Source organism: uncultured Methylobacterium sp. (genome assembly GCF_964244095.1).
GTDB lineage: Bacteria > Pseudomonadota > Alphaproteobacteria > Rhizobiales > Beijerinckiaceae > Methylobacterium.
In genome coordinates this window covers 1-16,604 of the sequence record NZ_CAXTHR010000098.1, presented here as the reverse complement: position 1 = coordinate 16,604, position 16,604 = coordinate 1, and the positions used below count along the sequence as shown (strand labels likewise).

At 73.5% G+C, this 16,604-nt stretch carries 19 protein-coding genes and 1 pseudogene; 15 read left to right on the top strand and 5 right to left on the bottom strand.

The annotated features are described in order from the left end of the window. From ACFE86_RS15230 to ACFE86_RS15220, 3 genes and pseudogenes are all read right to left on the bottom strand, one after another. A pseudogene (locus ACFE86_RS15230) lies at positions 1-199 on the bottom strand (hypothetical protein); the annotation flags it as partial. A gap of 86 nt (positions 200-285) precedes the next feature. Beyond that, a complete protein-coding gene (gene hemJ / locus ACFE86_RS15225; protein ID WP_375456170.1) occupies positions 286-720 on the bottom strand; it encodes a protoporphyrinogen oxidase HemJ in 435 nt (144 codons plus the stop codon). A 3-nt stretch (positions 721-723) separates the two neighbouring features. Beyond that, positions 724-1,857 (bottom strand): uroporphyrinogen decarboxylase, encoded by a 1,134-nt coding sequence (locus ACFE86_RS15220; RefSeq protein WP_375456169.1) that lies wholly within the window; start codon positions 1,855-1,857, stop codon positions 724-726. 509 nt (positions 1,858-2,366) lie between these two features. Between ACFE86_RS15220 and ACFE86_RS15215 the strand changes: the two genes are divergently transcribed. The 11 genes from ACFE86_RS15215 to ACFE86_RS15165 all read left to right on the top strand — a co-directional run bounded on the left by ACFE86_RS15215 (position 2,367) and on the right by ACFE86_RS15165 (position 10,451). Beyond that, positions 2,367-3,197 (top strand): pyruvate, water dikinase regulatory protein, encoded by an 831-nt coding sequence (locus tag ACFE86_RS15215; protein WP_375456168.1) that lies wholly within the window; start codon positions 2,367-2,369, stop codon positions 3,195-3,197. Positions 3,198-3,420: 223 nt separating this feature from the next. Beyond that, the gene (locus tag ACFE86_RS15210; RefSeq protein WP_375456167.1) at positions 3,421-3,675 is read left to right on the top strand and encodes a BrnT family toxin; all 255 of its coding nucleotides are present in this window, start codon (positions 3,421-3,423) and stop codon (positions 3,673-3,675) included. 102 nt (positions 3,676-3,777) lie between these two features. Continuing rightward, a complete protein-coding gene (locus ACFE86_RS15205; protein ID WP_375456166.1) occupies positions 3,778-4,287 on the top strand; it encodes a helix-turn-helix domain-containing protein in 510 nt (169 codons plus the stop codon). Between the two features lie 253 nt (positions 4,288-4,540). Then, the gene (locus ACFE86_RS15200) at positions 4,541-5,158 is read left to right on the top strand and encodes a Maf family protein (protein WP_375456165.1); all 618 of its coding nucleotides are present in this window, start codon (positions 4,541-4,543) and stop codon (positions 5,156-5,158) included. A gap of 9 nt (positions 5,159-5,167) precedes the next feature. Then, the gene (locus ACFE86_RS15195; RefSeq protein WP_375456164.1) at positions 5,168-6,127 is read left to right on the top strand and encodes a cation diffusion facilitator family transporter; all 960 of its coding nucleotides are present in this window, start codon (positions 5,168-5,170) and stop codon (positions 6,125-6,127) included. Then, positions 6,124-6,960 (top strand): shikimate dehydrogenase, encoded by an 837-nt coding sequence (locus ACFE86_RS15190; protein ID WP_375456163.1) that lies wholly within the window; start codon positions 6,124-6,126, stop codon positions 6,958-6,960. Before ACFE86_RS15195 ends, ACFE86_RS15190 begins: the two co-directional genes overlap by 4 nt. Beyond that, positions 6,957-7,574 carry a dephospho-CoA kinase gene (gene coaE / locus ACFE86_RS15185; protein ID WP_375456162.1) on the top strand — a complete coding sequence of 206 codons (618 nt, stop codon included), beginning with the start codon at positions 6,957-6,959 and terminating at the stop codon, positions 7,572-7,574. The genes ACFE86_RS15190 and coaE overlap by 4 nt, the downstream gene beginning before the upstream one ends. Continuing rightward, positions 7,571-7,786, top strand: coding sequence for a type II toxin-antitoxin system HicB family antitoxin (locus tag ACFE86_RS15180; protein WP_375456161.1), 216 nt, complete (start codon positions 7,571-7,573; stop codon positions 7,784-7,786). The genes coaE and ACFE86_RS15180 overlap by 4 nt, the downstream gene beginning before the upstream one ends. A gap of 53 nt (positions 7,787-7,839) precedes the next feature. Further along, the gene (dnaQ, locus tag ACFE86_RS15175; RefSeq protein WP_375456160.1) at positions 7,840-8,571 is read left to right on the top strand and encodes a DNA polymerase III subunit epsilon; all 732 of its coding nucleotides are present in this window, start codon (positions 7,840-7,842) and stop codon (positions 8,569-8,571) included. Positions 8,572-8,698: 127 nt separating this feature from the next. Further along, positions 8,699-9,148: a CopG family transcriptional regulator gene (locus tag ACFE86_RS15170; protein ID WP_375456159.1), complete on the top strand. Its 450-nt coding sequence runs from the start codon at positions 8,699-8,701 to the stop codon at positions 9,146-9,148. Positions 9,149-9,197: 49 nt separating this feature from the next. Beyond that, on the top strand, positions 9,198-10,451 hold the full coding sequence (locus ACFE86_RS15165) for an alpha/beta hydrolase family esterase (RefSeq protein ID WP_375456158.1): 1,254 nt from the start codon (positions 9,198-9,200) through the stop codon (positions 10,449-10,451). 37 nt (positions 10,452-10,488) lie between these two features. Here the strand turns inward: ACFE86_RS15165 and panC are convergent, their stop codons facing one another. Both panC and ACFE86_RS15155 read right to left on the bottom strand, forming a co-directional pair. Continuing rightward, a complete protein-coding gene (gene panC, locus ACFE86_RS15160; protein ID WP_375456157.1) occupies positions 10,489-11,340 on the bottom strand; it encodes a pantoate--beta-alanine ligase in 852 nt (283 codons plus the stop codon). A 71-nt stretch (positions 11,341-11,411) separates the two neighbouring features. After that, on the bottom strand, positions 11,412-11,804 hold the full coding sequence (locus tag ACFE86_RS15155; RefSeq protein WP_375456156.1) for a hypothetical protein: 393 nt from the start codon (positions 11,802-11,804) through the stop codon (positions 11,412-11,414). A gap of 200 nt (positions 11,805-12,004) precedes the next feature. Between ACFE86_RS15155 and mnmE the strand changes: the two genes are divergently transcribed. The 4 genes from mnmE to ACFE86_RS15135 all read left to right on the top strand — a co-directional run. After that, the gene (gene mnmE, locus ACFE86_RS15150) at positions 12,005-13,327 is read left to right on the top strand and encodes a tRNA uridine-5-carboxymethylaminomethyl(34) synthesis GTPase MnmE (RefSeq protein ID WP_375456155.1); all 1,323 of its coding nucleotides are present in this window, start codon (positions 12,005-12,007) and stop codon (positions 13,325-13,327) included. A gap of 117 nt (positions 13,328-13,444) precedes the next feature. Further along, positions 13,445-15,325, top strand: coding sequence for a tRNA uridine-5-carboxymethylaminomethyl(34) synthesis enzyme MnmG (mnmG, locus tag ACFE86_RS15145; protein WP_375456154.1), 1,881 nt, complete (start codon positions 13,445-13,447; stop codon positions 15,323-15,325). A 94-nt stretch (positions 15,326-15,419) separates the two neighbouring features. Then, complete coding sequence (rsmG, locus tag ACFE86_RS15140) at positions 15,420-16,046, top strand: 16S rRNA (guanine(527)-N(7))-methyltransferase RsmG (RefSeq protein ID WP_375456153.1); 627 nt, start codon at positions 15,420-15,422, stop codon at positions 16,044-16,046. Next, positions 16,043-16,604 (top strand): ParA family protein (locus ACFE86_RS15135; RefSeq protein ID WP_375456152.1); only part of this gene is annotated, 562 nt, incomplete at its 3' end. The genes rsmG and ACFE86_RS15135, both read left to right, overlap by 4 nt.

Here is a 16,604-nt window from a genome sequence, read left to right as displayed (position 1 = left end):
CGCCCATCGGCAGCACGTCCTTCAGGATCTCGAAGCGGGTCGCCATCTCGACGTCGCGGTCGTTGAGCGACAGCGTCGCGCAGATCCGCTTCTCGTCGGGGGCCTCGGCCGCGTCGCAGGGGAAGCTCGCGGCCTGCGCGGTGCCGCCCGTCGCCAGCACGGCGAGGACGGACAGGTGGCGAAGGTCGAGTCTGGGCATGGCGGTCCAACGGGCGTCCACGGGGGTCGACGCCCATCGGAGCGGAACGGGGTTAACCGAATCGGAATCGCGGGCCCGCCGAGCGGTCAGAAACCCGGCTTGACCACCGCGAGGATCACGATCGCGATCAGCAGCAGCGTCGGCACCTCGTTGACCACCCGGTAGAACCGGTGCCCGCGCGTGTTCCGGTCGGCGGCGAAGTCCTTGACCATGCGGGCGAGCCAGCCGTGGATGCCGCTCATGGCCAGCACGAGCGCGAACTTGGCCTGGAGCCAGGGGCTGGCGTAGTAGCCGCTCATCCAGGCGAGCGTCAGGCCGAACACCCAGGTGACGATCATCGCGGGGTTCATGATCGCCTTGAGCAGGCGCCGCTCCATCACCTTGAACGTCTCGGATTGCGGCGCGGAGCCGGGATCGGGCGGCAGCGCGGCGTGGTAGACGAACAGCCGCGGCAGGTAGAGCATCCCGGCCATCCACGCGATCAGCGCGATCACGTGCCCCGCCTTGATCCAGTCGTACACGCCTCACGCGCCCCTGAGCCGGGCGAGCATCCGCTCCACGTGCGCCACCGGCGTCTGCGGGGTGATGCCGTGGCCGAGGTTGAAGATGTGCGGCAGACCGCGGGTGGCCTCCAGCACCGCATCGACCGCGGCGTCCAGCGCCGCGCCGCCGGCGATCAGGGTGTCGGGGTGGACGTTGCCCTGCGTCACCGTGCCGGGCGGCACCTTGGCGCGCAGCGCCTTCAGGTCCACCGACCAATCGACGCCCACCGCGTCCGCCCCGGTCTCCGGCACGACGCGGGCGTGGCCGTCGAGCCCGGAGCCGCGGCAGAACACGATCACCTTCGCCCCCGGCACCCGCGCGCGCAGGCCGGCGATCATCTTCGCGATCGGCCGGAACGACCAGCGGCTCAGGGCGTCCTCGGGCTCGGCCGGCAGCGCGCTGTCGGCGACGTCGCCGACGGGATCGACCCCTCCGGCGGCCGGCGGCATCCCCGGCAGCGTGCCCGCATGCGACTCGAAGATCTGCACGGCGTCGGCGCCGGCCTCGAACTGGCGGACGAGGTACTCGGTCTGGACCGCGACGAGCCGGTCGATCAGTTCGTCGACCAGCGCCGTGTCGGCCTCCGCGAGCGCCCTGGCGGGCGCGAGGTCGGGCGTGCCCCGTCCCCCGATCATGTAGCTCGCCACCGTCCAGGGGGCCCCGCAGAAGCCGAGAAGCGTGGTCTCGGCGGGCAACTCCGCCCGGAGCCGACGAACGGTCTCGAAGACCGGCGCGAGATGGGCGAAGATCGCCGGGTCGCCGGCCTGCCGCAGGCGCGCGAAGTCCGCCCGGCCGGCGAGCGGATCGAGGCGCGGGCCCTCCCCCTCGACGAAGCGCACGTCCTGGCCGAGCGCGTGCGGGATCACGAGGATGTCGGAGAACAGGATCGAGGCCTCGAAGGCGAAGCGGCGGATCGGCTGCAGCGTCACCTCCACGGCGAAGTCCGGGCTGTAGCACAGGTCGAGGAACGAGCCGGCCTGCGCCCGCGTCGCGCGGTACTCCGGCAGGTAGCGCCCGGCCTGGCGCATCATCCAGGCCGGCGGCGGCGTCACCGCCTCGCCGGCCAGCACGCGCAGGACCTTGCGCTCGATCCCGGCCCCGTCACCCTGCGCCATGCCGCCTCCCCGCCGGTGTCGCTCCCCTGCCGGGAGCCTTTTCCATCGAAAGCCCGGCGCGTCCGCGCCAACCCTTGCCGGCGCCGACCCTCGCCCGCGCCGAGCCCGCCATCCCCAGGCCGGTCCATTCTAAAAGAAAAGAGATTCTAGATCTTCTGTTTCTTCTCTTGGGGCTTGGATGACGGGACCGCAACCGTATCCACAGGCTCTCCCTGCCGGCCACGGCGTTAAGGAGGCTTTAACGGGTTCGCTCTAATGTCCGGGATAGGCCAGTCCCGCCAGCGCCTTGCGCGAGCCGACGGCCCGTCCGGCCGCGCGCGTCCCGGATTCCCCCAGGCGCTCGGATTCCGCGCGTCCCCGACGACGGCCTGTTGACGCGGGAGTCGATCGTTTGCGCGCCGCCTCGGCTGGACCGGGCCGGCGGGGCATCCTATCCACACTCATCGACTCCCCTGACGGCCGGCGGTGGATAAGGGGGCCTTCCCTGCCCCGCGGCCTGAGGAGACCGGATGAGCCGCAGCTACTTCCACCTCCACCTCGTCTCAGACTCCACCGGCGAGACGCTGATCAACGTCGGGCGCGCGGCGGCGGCGCAGTACGAGGGCGTCTCGGCGATCGAGCACGTCTATCCCCTGGTGCGCTCGGGGCCGCAGCTCGAGCGGGTGATCTCCGAGATCCAGGCGGCGCCCGGCCTCGTGCTCTACACGCTGGTCGGCGGCGACCTCGGCGAGCGGCTGGAGGGCGCCTGCCGCGAGTCGTGCTCGCCCTGCCTCTCGGTGCTGCAGCCGGTGCACAACCTGCTGCGCTCCTATCTCGGGGCCGAGACGGCGGCCCGGCCCGGCGCGCAGCACACGCTCAACGCCGAGTACTTCAAGCGCATCGACGCGATGAACTTCACGCTGGCCCACGACGACGGCAACCTGCCCGACGACCTCGAGGAGGCCGACGTGATCCTGATCGGGGTCAGCCGCACCTCGAAGACGCCGACGGGGATCTACCTCGCCAACCGCGGCCTCAAGACCACCAACATGCCGCTGGTGCCGGGCATGCCGCTGCCGCCGGCGCTCGAGAACGCGCGACGACCCCTGGTGGTCGGGCTGATCGCGAGCCCTGAGCGCATCGTGCAGATCCGCCAGAACCGCCTGCTCAGCCTCAACGCCGACGAGGGCTCGCTCTACGTCGACCGCGGCGCGGTGGCCGACGAGATCACCGCCTCGCGCCGGCTGTTCACCAAGAACCGCTGGCCGACCATCGACGTCACCCGCCGCTCGATCGAGGAGACCGCGGCTGCGATCCTCGACCTCTACCGCGACCACCGGCTGAAGTTCATCGCCGTGTGATCGGGGTGGCCCGCCGACGCTCTTCCCCGGACGGTCGGAGCGCGAGCGAGACGCAGAGGCGCCACCTGAACCCTCGGCCGTTCAGCTCTCGCGACGAGGCCTTCGGACCCGACCGCTGCACGGGGACATGGTCCGTTCCCGGCTGCACCGCTCCCGCCGATTCATCGGTCCGCCGCTGGCGGACGAGACTTGATCGATCTCCGCTTGGAGCGGATGCTGCGGCATGGCGTTCGCTTGGGACGAGGCGAAGCACGAGAGGAATCTTCGCGAGCGCGGCTTCGGGTTCGATTTCGCCGCCCTGATCTTCGAGGGCGACACGATCGAAGTCGAGGACGATCGGATGGCTTACGGCAAGACGCGGATGCGTGCGATCGGTCGAACATCGGGCTTCATCCTGACCGTCGTCTATACCGACCGGAAGGACGTGCGTCGGATCATCTCGGCACGCTTGTCCAACACGAAGGAGCGCAGGCGATGACTCGCATCACGCTAGAGCATTTTCCAGCGAGGTGGATACCGGCTCGCGTGAAGAAAATGCGACCACACAAAGACTTAGAGTATTTTCTGTGATCCAGGGATCATGGAAAATGCTCTAGACCAGTCTCGGGAGCACCGCCCGACGATCGACCGCGCCAGGATGGAGGCGACCACCGAAGACGACATCCGGCGCCATGCCGCCGAGGACGGAGAGACGAGCGATCCGGACGTTCCCGACGGCCTGCTGATCGTTCCGCCTGCCCGTCTGCGGCGGTGCCTCGCGATGTCGCAGGCGGAGTTCTCCCACGCGATCCGGGTTCCGCTCAAGACGGTCCAGAACTGGGACCAGCGGCGCACGCGCCCGGACCCTGCCGCCCGGACCCTTCTCGCGCTCCTCGCCGCCGACCCCAAGCAGGTGCTGGGCCTTCTCGGCTGGATCGAGCGGCCGGGGACCGATGCGCCCGAGGCGATACGCCGGGACGCGCAGCCGCCCACTCCGTCGAAGGCGACCGGCGGATGGATGAAGCGTGACGCCGCCTCGGGTCGGTTCCCGGACCCGGTGGCCGGGACCGCCAAGCGGACCGCCAAGCGGACGGCCAAGCGCCGGGCCTGACGACCGCTCGACGGGACGATCGCGCCCTGGCGACGCGACGCGGATGCCCGATCGCGGGCTGCAAGCCGTCCCGCTCTGCACGATCCCCGTCGCCGCCCCGTTGAGCTTCGGCTAACCACCGTCTGCCAGGGTGACCTCGGGCGCCAGCGTCGCGTATCGGCCCCGCTTCGACCAGAGCCCCGTCGCCCGATCCGGGCGGCGGGGCTTTCTTCGTCGTGCTTGCGGGGCGGCGGCGATCCGTGACACTGCGCGGATGCTTCCCCCCGCCCCCCTCTGGCTCGGACCGGCCCCGCTGCTGCTGGCCTCGACCAGCCCGACCCGGCGCCTGCTCCTGGAGGGCGCGGGCCTGCCCGTCGAGACGGCGGCGCCCGGGATCGACGAGCGCGCCCTGGAGGCCGAGGCCGGCCTCGCCCCCGCGGCGCTGGCGCTGCGGCTCGCCGAGGCCAAGGCCGCATCCGTCGCCGCCCTGCACCCGGACCGGGTCGTCGTCGGCGCGGACCAGGTGCTCGATGCCGACGACACCGTGTTCCACAAGCCGGCGGGGCTGGAGGAGGCACGGGCGCAGCTCGCGCGCCTGGCCGGGCGCACCCACGCCCTGCATGCGGCCGTCGCGATCGCGCGGGGCGGACGTGTCGAGAGCTTCGTCGAGACCGCGCACCTGACCCTGCGGCCCCTCGATGCGGCGCAGGTCGCGGCCTATGTGGCGCTGGCCGGCGCCGACCGGGTCCGTTCGAGCGTCGGCGGCTACCAGGTCGAGGGCCTCGGCATCCACCTGTTCGCGCGGATCGCGGGCGCGCACAGCACCATCCTCGGCCTGCCGCTGCTGCCGCTGCTCGCGCGGCTCCGTGGCCTCGGCCTGCTCGGACTCTAGGGGGACGCCGTGGCCGGACACGACCATCACGACCATGCCCACGAGCATGCCCATGCCGGTCACGGCCACGCCGGCCACGGGCATGTCCACGCGCCGAAGGATTTCGGGCGGGCCTTCGCCGTCGGCATCGGGCTCAACACCGCCTTCGTGGCGATCGAGGCCGGCTACGGATGGGCCGGCAATTCCATGTCGCTGCTGGCCGATGCCGGCCACAACCTCTCCGACGTGCTCGGGCTCGTCGCCGCCTGGATCGCCGCGGTGCTGGTCAGGCGCCGGGCGAGCGCGCGCTTCACCTACGGCTTGCGCGGCGCCTCGATCCTCGCCGCGCTGTTCAACGCCGTGTTCCTGCTGATCGCCGCCGGCGCGATCCTGTGGGAGGCGGCCGTGCGCCTCGTCCACCCCGAGCCCGTGGCCGGCGTGACGGTGATGGCGGTCGCCGGCATCGGCATCGCGGTCAACGGGGTCACGGCGTGGCTGTTCGCGTCCGGGGCGAAGGGCGACATCAACATCCGCGGCGCCTTCCTGCACATGGCGGCCGACACCGCGGTCTCGGCCGGGGTGGTGCTCGCCGGCCTCGCGATCCTCGCCACCGGGCTCGTCTGGATCGACCCGGCCGTCAGCCTCGTCATCGCCGGGCTGATCGTCTTTGCGACCTGGGGGCTCCTGCGCGACAGCGTGGCGATGGCGCTCGCCGCGGTGCCCCCCGGCATCGAGCCCGCGGCGGTCCGGGCCTATCTCGGGGGATGCCCCGGCGTCTCCGACCTGCACGACCTCCACATCTGGCCGATGAGCACCACGGAATCGGCGCTGACCGCCCATCTCGTGATGGCAGGCCCCCATCCCGGCAACGCGTTCCTCTCCGAGACCGCCGCCGGCCTGCGCCGCCGCTTCGGCATCGCGCACGCGACCCTACAGGTCGAGGAGGCGGGCGGACCGCCCTGCCGGCTCGCGCGGGACTGCGCGGCATGAGGCGCGCCTTCGTCGTCGGCTACCCGGTCGCGCATTCGCGCTCGCCGCTGATCCATGGCCACTGGCTCGGCCGGCACGGGATCGCGGGCGTCTACGAGCGCGTCGCCGTCGCGCCGGAGGACTTCGCGGCGTTCGTCCGCGGGCTGCCGGCATCGGGCTTTGCCGGGGGCAACGTCACGATCCCGCACAAGGAGGCGGCCTTCGCGCTCGCCGACGCCCTGACGCCGCGAGCAAGCGCGATCGGTGCGGTGAACACCCTGATCGTCGAGGCGGACGGAACGGTCACCGGCGACAACACCGACGCGCCGGGCTTCACCGCCCATCTCGACCACAGCCTCGGGGCCGGCTGGCCGGAGCGGGCCGGCAGCGCGCTGGTGCTCGGGGCGGGCGGGGCGGCGCGCGCGATCGTCGTCGGGCTGGCCGAGCGCGGGCTGGCGCGCATCCGGGTCGCCAACCGCACCCGCGCGCGGGCCGAGGCGGTGGCCGCGCTCGCCCCCGGCCTCGCTTCGGCGGTCGCGTGGGCGGAGGTCGCCCGCCTGTTGCCGGAGACCGGGCTCCTGGTGAACACCACGTCGCTCGGCATGGCCGGGCACCCGCCGCTCGCGATCGACCTCGCGGGCCTGCCGGCGCACGCGGCGGTGGCCGACATCGTCTACGTGCCGCTGGAGACGCCGCTGCTCGCCGCAGCGCGAGCCCGCGGGCTCGCCGCCGTCGACGGCCTCGGGATGCTGCTGCACCAGGCGGTGCCGGGATTCGGCGCGTGGTTCGGCGTGCGGCCGGCGGTGACGGAGGCGCTGCGCCGAGAGATCGTCGCGGACCTGATGCCGCGATGAGCGCGGGCACCCCCAAAGGACCGTTCGTGCTCGGGCTCACCGGCTCGATCGGCATGGGCAAGTCCGCCACCGCGGCGATGTTTGCCGCCCGCGGGGTGCCGGTGCACGATGCGGATGCCGCGGTCCACGGCCTCTACGGGCCGGGCGGCGCCGCGGCGCGGGCGATCGGCACCGAATTCCCCGGAACGCTCGCGCCCGACGGCGGCGTCGACCGGGCCGCCTTGCGCGCGGCGGTGCTCGGCCGGCCGGAGCGGCTCGCCGCTTTGGAGGCCCTGGTCCATCCCCTGGTGCGCGAGGCCGGCCGCGCCTTCCTCGAACGCCATGCCGCGGCGCCGCTCGTGCTCCTCGACATCCCGCTGCTCTACGAGACCGGCGGCGAGGCCCGGTGCGATGCCGTCCTCGTGGTCACCGCACCCCCGGAGGTCCAGCGCGCCCGCGTCCTGGCGCGCCCCGGCATGACCGCGGCCGCCTTCGCGGCGATCCGCGCCAAGCAGATGCCGGATGCGGAGAAGCGCGCGCGGGCCGATCACGTGATCGACACCAGCCTGGGGTTTGCTGCGGCCGAGGCGGAGGTGGCGCGGATCGTCGCGCGGATCACAGGAACTGTCCCATGAACGAACGCCTCTACCCGATCGTGATCTTTCCCCTCACCGCAGACGATGGCGGGGGCTTTGCCGCGACGGTTCCCGATCTGCCCGGCTGCCTGTCGGACGGCGAGACGCCGGAAGAGGCCCTGGTGAACGTCCGCGACGCGATCGAAGCCTGGATCGCGATGGCGCGGGACTTGGGCCATGCCGTCCCGCCGCCCACGCACGCAATCGGTTAACCGCCGCCGCCTAATCCGGTAGAGCGGTGCCTGCCCCTCACGGACCGGATGCGATGACCCCAGAGATCCCGCGCGAGATCGTCCTCGACACCGAGACCACCGGCATCGACCCGAAGGCCGGCGAGCGGCTGATCGAGGTCGGCGCGGTCGAGCTCCGGAACCACATCCCCACCGGCCGGACCTTCCACAAGTACTGCAACCCGCAGCGGGCGGTGTCGGAGGGCGCGTTCAAGGTGCACGGGCTGTCGGACGCGTTCCTCTCCGACAAGCCGACGTTTGCCGAGATCGCCGCCGAGCTCCTCGCGTTCTGCGGCGACGCGCGGCTGGTGATCCACAACGCGCCGTTCGACGTCGGCTTCCTCAACATGGAATACGCCCGGCTCGGGGCGAACGCGCCGCCGCCGATCGTGCTCGACGCGGTGGTCGACACGTTGGCCGTGGCCCGGCGCAAGCACCCCGGCGCGCCGGCCAACCTCGACGCCCTGTGCAGCCGCTACGGCATCGACACGACGCGGCGCACCAAGCACGGGGCGCTGCTCGACGCGCAGATCCTCGCCGAGGTCTACATCGAACTCCTCGGCGGCAAGCAGACCGGGTTCGATCTCGGCGTGACCGCGGTGGCCGCGGCCGCCGCCGACCGGTCCGGGGACGGGCCGCCCCGCGCCCCCCGCACGCCTCGCATCCGCCTGACGGACGCGGAGCGCGCCCGCCACGACGCGTTCCGGGCCGGGCTCGGCGCCGACGCGATCTGGGGCGCGTATGTCGGCACGGACGGCACCGCCTGATCCGGACTTCCACCGGCCCGTGAACGAAAGGCCGGATCGCGCGTTGTTGCGTTGCATGAACAGCATATTGCAATGCAACAAAAACCGCCCACATGCCATCCCTGCGGATGGTGGCGGGATGGTCGCGATGATGGATGTGATGGCCCGGCCCGAGAGGCCGGCGCGGGCGCCGGCCAAGCCGCCGGCGAAGCTCGCCGACAGCGAGAAGATCACGATCAACCTCGGCCACGTCGACCTCGGCCATGTCGACCTCCTCGTCGCCGAGGGGCTGTTCTCCAACCGCAGCGACTTCATCCGCACCGCGATCCGCAACCAGATCGAGCGCCACGCCGAGGTGACGCGGCAATCCATGGCGCGCCGCAGCGTCGAACTGGGCCTGCGCCGCATCGACCGCGCCAGCCTGGAGGCGGCGCGCGCCGAGGGGCGGATGCTGGACATCCGCGTGCTCGGGCTGGCGAGCATTGCCGCCGACGTGACGCCCGACCTCGCCCGTGCGGCGATCGCCTCGCTCGCGGTGCTCGGCAGCCTCCAGGCGAGCCCGGCCGTCCGCGCCGCGCTCGCCGACCGGCTGTGCTGACACTATCCCGTCTTCCCCGATCCGCCACCGGCGATCCCAGGATCATCCCATGACCGACCATTCGACGCGCATGCGCGACCAGTTCGCCGACATGCTGGAGGCGACCCGGCTCACCGGGGCCGGCCGGCTCGTCGAGGCGACCGACCTGATCCAGCGCAGCCTCGGCGGCGGCGCTGCGCCGACGGCCGCCGCGCAGGGCGCGATCGAACCGCCGACCCTCGACCTCGCGGCCGAACGGGTCGGCGAGGCCCCCCGTACCGCGGAGGCGCCGCGCATGGCTGAGGCATCGCGCAGGACATCCGGCGCCGAGACGGTCGGCATGCCCTCGCCGATCGCGGCCTCGCCGATTCCGGAAAAGCTGCGCGAGGCTGTCGGCGGCGTCGTGCGCGGCCTCGCGCCGGTGCTGAAGGGCCTGGCCGGCGGCCTTGCCCGTCCGGCGATGCCCGCGCGCCCGGCGGCGCGCGGGCCGGACGGCGCGGGCGCCTTCGTCACCCGCAGCTTCACGGGCCCCGCGGGCACCCGCGACTACCGCCTGTTCGTCCCGAGCCGCCCGCAGGCGCCGGCGGCGCTGGTGGTGATGCTGCACGGCTGCAACCAGACCGCGGACGACTTCGCGGTCGGCACCGGCATGAACCGCTTGGCCGAGCACGACGGCGTGTTCGTCGCCTACCCGGTCCAGACCGGACGCGCCAACCCGCAGCGTTGCTGGAACTGGTTCGAGCCGCGCGACCAGGGCCGCGAGTCGGGCGAGGCGGCGATCATCGCCGGCCTCACCCGCGCGGTGATGGCCGAGCACGCGATCGACCCGGCGCGGGTCTTCATCGCCGGGCTCTCGGCGGGCGGGGCGGCGGCGGCCAACGTCGCGCGCGCCTATCCCGACCTCTACGCCGCGGTCGGCGTGCATTCCGGGCTCGCCGCCGCCTGCGCCCGCGACGTCGGCTCCGCGATGATGGCGATGCAGCGCGGCGCGCCCGGCGCCGGCGAGACCCGCGTGCCGACGATCGTCTTCCACGGCGAGGACGACGCCACCGTCAGCGTCCGCAACGCCGACCAGGTGCTGGCCCAGGCGGGCGCCGGGGCGCTGACGCCCGCGCACGAGAGCTTCGCGGGCGCAGGCCACCCCTTCACCCGCACGCGCTACGCCGACGCGGCCGGGCGCGTGTTCCTGGAGAGCTGGCGGGTGCGCGGCGCCGGCCACGCCTGGTCCGGCGGCGACCCGGCCGGCAGCTTCACCGATCCGCACGGCCCCGACGCCTCACGCGCCATGCTCGACTTCTTCGCCGGGCACCTGCGGGCGGCGTAAGCTTGCCGCACCGCTCGCGCGCGCCGCAGGTCGGGCATCACACCGCGACGTTGTCGATCAGCCGGGTGCGCCCGAGATGGGCGGCCGCCAGCACCCGGGCCGGGCCGGCGACGCGCGCCACCGGCGCCAGCGTCCCGGCATCGCAGACCGCGAGGTACTGGACCGCGAAGCCCGCCGCCTCCAGGGCGGCGAGGCCGCGGGCTATGACCGGGGCCGTCGCGGCGCCGGCCAGCGCCTCAGCCGCGACCTGCGACAGCACCGCGTGCAGCCGCGGCGCCACCTCCCGCTCGGCGGGTTCGAGGTAGCGGTTGCGCGAGGACAGGGCGAGGCCGTCGGCCTCGCGCACCGTCGGCCCGCCGCGGATCACGACGGCATGGTCGAGGTCGGCCGCCGCCTGCTGGATCACCCGCAACTGCTGGAAGTCCTTCTCGCCGAACACGGCCACGTCCGGCCCGACCTGATTGAGGAGCTTGACCACCACCGTGGCGACGCCGGAGAAGTGGCCCGGCCGGAACGGGCCGCACAGGCCGTCCGCGAGGCCGCCGACCGCGATCCGCGTGGAGAAGCCCGGCGGGTACATCGTCGCGGCCTCCGGCATCCAGGCCGCGTCCGTGCCGGTCTGCGCGAGCAGGGCGAGGTCGGCGGCCGCGTCGCGCGGGTAGCGCGCGAAGTCCTCGCCCGGTCCGAACTGCGTCGGGTTGACGAAGATGCTCGCCACCACGCGCTCGCCGAGCGTCCGGGCATGCGCGATCAGGGCGAGGTGGCCGCGATGCAGCGCGCCCATGGTCGGGACCAGCACGACGCGCGCGCCCGACGCGCGCCACAGGGCGACCTGCGCGCGCAACGCCGCGAGATCGGTGAAGCGCGGTGTCTGGGGGCGGGACGGCACGCGGAACGCTCCGGCTTGAACGGGACGGTGCCGGCTTTACGCCGCCCGTGGCGGGCATGCCAGCGTCCGCCTCACCGGCAATACGGCAGCAGCGACCGGCCGAAGGGATCGTCGATACCGGGCGGCGGGGTGAGGCCGTAATAGCTCGGCTTCGACAGGCCATAGGCCGAGCCGACATAGCTCGGGTCGTCGGGCGCGTTGGTCGGCACCGCCGCCCGGCGCGGCGTGCATCCGGCCCGGCGCGGCGGAGCGGCGGTCCGGACCAAGCCGGCCTCGGCGCCGTCGCCGCGCGGGAAGTAGCGTGGGGCGCCGTAGGGCACGTCGTAGATGTGGCCGGGTGCGGCCTCGAACGGGTCGGCCGCACCGGCCGGGCCTGTTGCCATCAGGCTTGCGGCGAGCCCCGTCCGCAGCATCCGTCCGAAGCCCATGCGCCCGCCGTTCCCCGCCGCCGCATTCCGGAGCATCGCTTATCCTCGCGCATCGTGGTGAAGCAAGGGTTACCGCCCGACGCCCCTGGGCGGCGGCGTTCGCGTGGCCTCGGCCGGCCCGCGCGGGAGCCGGCATCGATCGGCACCGGCGGGGCCCGCCTCCGGCCGCGACGGGTGCACGCGCCGGCGCGCTCGCGTAAAGCGGGCCTCCGACGAACCCGGACGCCCGAGCCCCGATGACCGACGCGAGCACCCTCTTCGCCCCCGCGAGCGGTTTCGGGCGGGCGGCCATCGCGGTGATCCGCGTCAGCGGGCCGGCCGCGGCCGCGCTGCTCGCGGCTCTGGGCGGCGCGCTGCCCGCCCCCCGGCGCCTGTCGCTGCGCACCCTGCGCGACCCCGCCGACGGTGCGATCCTCGACAGGGCGCTGGTCGCCTGGATGCCCGGCCCGAACACCTTCACCGGCGAGGACATGGCGGAACTGCACCTCCACGGCGGCCTGGCCGTGCGCGCCGGCCTCATCCGGGCGCTCACCGCCTTCCCCGGCTGCCGGCCGGCGGAGCCCGGCGCCTTCACCCGCCGCGCGGTCCTCAACGGGCGCATGGACCTCACCGAGGCCGAGGGCGTCGCCGACCTGATCGAGGCCGAGACCGAGGCGCAGCGCCTCCAGGCCCTGCGCCAGCTCGACGGGGCGCTCGGCCGCCGGGTGGCGGCGTGGCGCGCGGAAGCGATCGACTGCCTCGCCGCGAGCGAGGCGGCCCTCGATTTCTCCGACGAGGGCGACGTGGACGACATGGCCCTCGACGCCGCCGTGTTCGACCGCGCCCGGCGCCTGCGCGATGCGATCGCGCAGGCGCTCGCCGACGGGCGCCGCGGCGAGCGTCTGCGCGAGGGCTTTCGCGTGGTGCTCGCCGGGCCGCCGAACGCGGGCAAGTCGACGCTGCTCAACGCCCTGAGCCGGCGCGACGCGGCGATCGTCTCGGCCGTGCCGGGCACCACCCGCGACGCGATCGAGGTGCGGCTCGATCTCGGCGGATTGCCGGTGCTGCTGATCGACACCGCGGGCCTGCGCGAGCCGGCGGACCCGGTCGAGGCCGAGGGCATCGCGCGGACGCGGCGGCGCATCGCGGATGCCGACCTCGTGCTGCTGCTGGTCCCGCCGGATGCGGATGGCGCGGAGGCTGGCCCGGCATCCGGTCGCATCCTGCGCGTCCGCACCAAGGCCGACCTTGGCGCGGGTCCGCACGCGGACGGTTCGGGGATCGACCTCGCGGTCTCCGCCCGAACCGGCGAAGGGCTTCCGGCCCTGCTCGAAGGGATCGAGGCCGAGGCCGGCGCCGCCCTCGGGCGGGGCGACGCGCTCATCACCCGCGAGCGTCACCGCGACGCGCTGACGCGCTGCGCCGCCCATCTCGACCGGGTCGCGGGTGCGACGCCGATGCCGGAACTCGTCGCCGAGGACCTGCGTCTCGCCGCCCGGGCGCTCGGCGAGGTCGGCGGCCATGTCGGCGTCGAGGAGGTGCTCGACCGGCTGTTTTCCGGGTTCTGCATCGGCAAGTGAGGCGAAGAGCGAGGCGATGCCGGCTGCGATGTTTCACGTGAAAACCGGTGGCCCCGGGCCAGGAGCGGGCCGGCCGCGGCGATTGACCTTTGCCCGGCCCAGCGGCACATCACGGCCATGCCCGACACGTTCTCCCGCGCCTTCGATGTGATCGTCATCGGCGGCGGCCACGCCGGCGTCGAGGCGGCGAGCGCCGCCGCCCGCTGCGGCGCCCGCACCGCGCTCGTGACGCACGACGCGAAGACCATCGGCGCGATGTCGTGCAACCCAGCAATCGGCGGGCTCGGCAAAGGCCACCTCGTGCGCGAGGTCGATGCGCTGGACGGGCTGATGGGCCGGGTCGCGGACGCCGCCGGCATCCAGTTCCGCCTGCTCAACCGGCGCAAGGGCCCGGCGGTGCGCGGCCCCCGCACCCAGGCTGACCGCAAGCTCTACGCCGCCGCGATGCGGGCGGCGGTGGCCGAGACGGCCGGCCTCGCGGTGATCGAGGGCGCGTGCGAGGACCTCGTCGTCGCGCAAGGGCGGATCGCCGGCGTGGTGCTGGCCGACGGCCGCACGCTCGCCTGCGGCGCCGCGGTGCTGACCACGGGCACGTTCCTGCGCGGGCTGATCCATATCGGCGAGACCCGGATTCCGGCCGGCCGCGTCGGCGAGGCGCCCTCGCTCGGGCTGGCCGCGACCCTCGACCGGCTCGGCTTCCGGCTCGGTCGCCTCAAGACCGGCACGCCCCCGCGCCTCGACGGCCGCACCATCGATTGGGGCGCCGTCGCGATGCAGGAGGCGGATGCCGAGCCGGTGCCGTTCTCGAGCCTGACCGAGCGAATCACCACGCCGCAGATCCGCTGCGGCATCACCCGCACCACGAAGGCCGTGCACGACCTGATCCGCGCGAACCTGCACCGCTCGGCCGTCTATTCCGGCGGCCTCAGCAGCCGGGGGCCGCGCTACTGCCCGTCGATCGAGGACAAGGTGGTGCGCTTCGGCGACCGCGAGGGCCACCAGGTCTTCCTGGAGCCGGAGGGGCTCGATGATCCGGTCGTCTACCCGAACGGCATCTCGACGGCGCTGCCCGAGGCGGTGCAGCACGCGCTCGTCGCGCTGATCCCGGGGCTGGCGCGCGCGGCCATCGTGCGGCCGGGCTACGCCATCGCGTACGATTACGTCGACCCGCGAGAACTCGATGCCGGGCTTCAGGCCAAGCGTATGCCGGGCCTGCTGCTCGCCGGGCAGATCAACGGCACCACCGGCTACGAGGAGGCCGCGGGCCAGGGGCTGGTCGCCGGGATCAACGCAGCGCGGATCGCGGGCGGGGCCGCGCCCGCGACCTTCGACCGGGCGGAATCCTATCTCGGGGTGATGATCGACGACCTCGTCACGCACGGGGTCAGCGAGCCCTACCGGATGTTCACGTCGCGCTCCGAGTACCGGCTGTCGCTGCGCGTCGACAACGCCGACGAGCGCCTGACCCCGCGCGGGCTGGCACTCGGCTGCGTCGGCGCGCGGCGGGCGGCGCATTTCTCGCAAACTCAGGCCGAACTCGGCGCGGTGCGGGCGCGGCTCGACGTGCTGAGCCTCACCCCGACCGGGGCGCTGGCGCACGGGCTCGCCCTGAACCAGGACGGCATCCGCCGCAGCGCCTTCCAGATCCTGTCCCATCCTGACCTCGACTGGGCGCGGCTCGCCGCCGTCTGGCCGGAACTCGGGCGGGTGTCGCCGCGCATCGCCGAGCGCCTGCGCACCGATGCCGTCTACGCGGTCTACCTCGACCGCCAGAACGCGGACATCGCCGCCTTCCGCCGCGACGAGGCGGTGACGCTGCCGGGCCGCCTCGATTACGGCCGGATCGCCGGGCTCTCCAACGAGATGCGGGCGAAGCTGGAAACGGTCCGTCCGGGCACGCTCGGCCAGGCGGCGCGGATCGAGGGCGTGACGCCCGCGGCGCTGACGCTGCTCGCGGCGCATGCGCGCCGGGGTGAGCCGGCTGCGATGGCTTCGTGAGCGCAGTCATGGCCGAGCGACGCCTGTTTCCCTCCACCCTCTGCGGGGGGAGGGCTTCGTGCGCTGACCGGACTATCTCGGTGGCGCGTACCCCGTGAGCACCGACCGGGACCGCGTCCTCGCGGCAGCGCATGTTTCACGTGAAACAACGCGAAGGCTCGACCTCTACGTCGCCCAACTCACCCGCTGGCAATCCATCAAGAATCTCGTCGGTCCATCGACACTGGCCGAGGTCTGGACGCGGCACGTCGCGGACGCGCTCCAGCTCCTCGACCTGATGCCGGAGGCGCGGAGCTGGCTCGATCTCGGCTCCGGGGCGGGGATTCCGGGCCTGATCCTCGCCATCGCCGGGCCGCCCGGCATCACGGTCGACCTCGTCGAGAGCAACGCGCGCAAATGCGCTTTCCTCATCGAGGCGGCGCGGCTCACCGGCGCGCCGGCCCGCGTGCACAACGCGCGGATCGAGGCGGTGATCGCCGGCCACCGCGGCGTCGACGTGGTCTGCGCCCGCGCGCTCGCGCCCCTAACCCAGCTCCTGGACTGGACCGAGCCGCTGTTGAAAACCGGCACCACTGGGCTGTTTCCGAAGGGGCGCGAGGCGCAGGCGGAATTGACCGAGGCGGCGGCGCGGTGGACAGTCGCCCACGATCTCGTGCCGAGCCGAACCGAGTCGGCGGCCCGCATCGTCCGCGTCACAGCCCTCGCTCCGAAGAGCCCATGACCAGCGACGTCTCCCCTCGTCCCGACGCCTCTACGGCGCGGCCGCTGCGCATCCTCGCGCTCGCCAACCAGAAGGGCGGCGTCGGCAAGACCACGACGGCGATCAACCTCGGCACGGCGCTCGCCGCGATCGGCGAGCAGGTGCTGGTGATCGACCTCGACCCGCAGGGCAACGCCTCGACCGGGCTCGGCATCGACCGGCGCGCGCGCCGGGTCTCGACCTACGAGGTGATGGCCGGCGAGGCCGCGCTCGCCCAGGCGGTGGTGCCGACCGCGGTGCCGCGCCTCTCGGTCGCGCCCTCGACCATGGACCTGCTCGGGCTGGAGCTGGAGCTGGCGGCGAGCCCCGACCGGGCGCACCGCCTGCGCGGCGTGCTGAAGACCATGCCGGATGCGGCCGCGACCCGCGACGTCGGCTACGTGCTGATCGACTGCCCGCCCTCGCTGAACCTGCTCACCATCAACGCGCTCGCCGCCGCCGACGCGGTGCTGGTGCCGCTGCAGTGCGAGTTCTTCGCCCTCGAAGGGCTGAGCCAGTTGCTGCGCACCGTCGAGCAGG

Bases quoted from the DNA above. Each gene is read 5' to 3' on its own strand.
- ACFE86_RS15205 (WP_375456166.1), top strand. From the start codon at position 3,778: ATGGAAAATGCTCTAGACCAGTCTCGGGAGCACCGCCCGACGATCGAC.
- ACFE86_RS15210 (WP_375456167.1), top strand. From the start codon at position 3,421: ATGGCGTTCGCTTGGGACGAGGCGAAGCACGAGAGGAATCTTCGCGAG.
- ACFE86_RS15190 (WP_375456163.1), top strand. From the start codon at position 6,124: ATGAGGCGCGCCTTCGTCGTCGGCTACCCGGTCGCGCATTCGCGCTCG.
- ACFE86_RS15215 (WP_375456168.1), top strand. From the start codon at position 2,367: ATGAGCCGCAGCTACTTCCACCTCCACCTCGTCTCAGACTCCACCGGC.
- ACFE86_RS15200 (WP_375456165.1), top strand. From the start codon at position 4,541: ATGCTTCCCCCCGCCCCCCTCTGGCTCGGACCGGCCCCGCTGCTGCTG.
- dnaQ (WP_375456160.1), top strand. From the start codon at position 7,840: ATGACCCCAGAGATCCCGCGCGAGATCGTCCTCGACACCGAGACCACC.
- mnmG (WP_375456154.1), top strand. From the start codon at position 13,445: ATGCCCGACACGTTCTCCCGCGCCTTCGATGTGATCGTCATCGGCGGC.
- ACFE86_RS15180 (WP_375456161.1), top strand. From the start codon at position 7,571: ATGAACGAACGCCTCTACCCGATCGTGATCTTTCCCCTCACCGCAGAC.
- mnmE (WP_375456155.1), top strand. From the start codon at position 12,005: ATGACCGACGCGAGCACCCTCTTCGCCCCCGCGAGCGGTTTCGGGCGG.
- ACFE86_RS15220 (WP_375456169.1), bottom strand. From the start codon at position 1,857: ATGGCGCAGGGTGACGGGGCCGGGATCGAGCGCAAGGTCCTGCGCGTG.
- ACFE86_RS15165 (WP_375456158.1), top strand. From the start codon at position 9,198: ATGACCGACCATTCGACGCGCATGCGCGACCAGTTCGCCGACATGCTG.
- coaE (WP_375456162.1), top strand. From the start codon at position 6,957: ATGAGCGCGGGCACCCCCAAAGGACCGTTCGTGCTCGGGCTCACCGGC.
- ACFE86_RS15170 (WP_375456159.1), top strand. From the start codon at position 8,699: ATGATGGATGTGATGGCCCGGCCCGAGAGGCCGGCGCGGGCGCCGGCC.
- ACFE86_RS15155 (WP_375456156.1), bottom strand. From the start codon at position 11,804: ATGCTCCGGAATGCGGCGGCGGGGAACGGCGGGCGCATGGGCTTCGGA.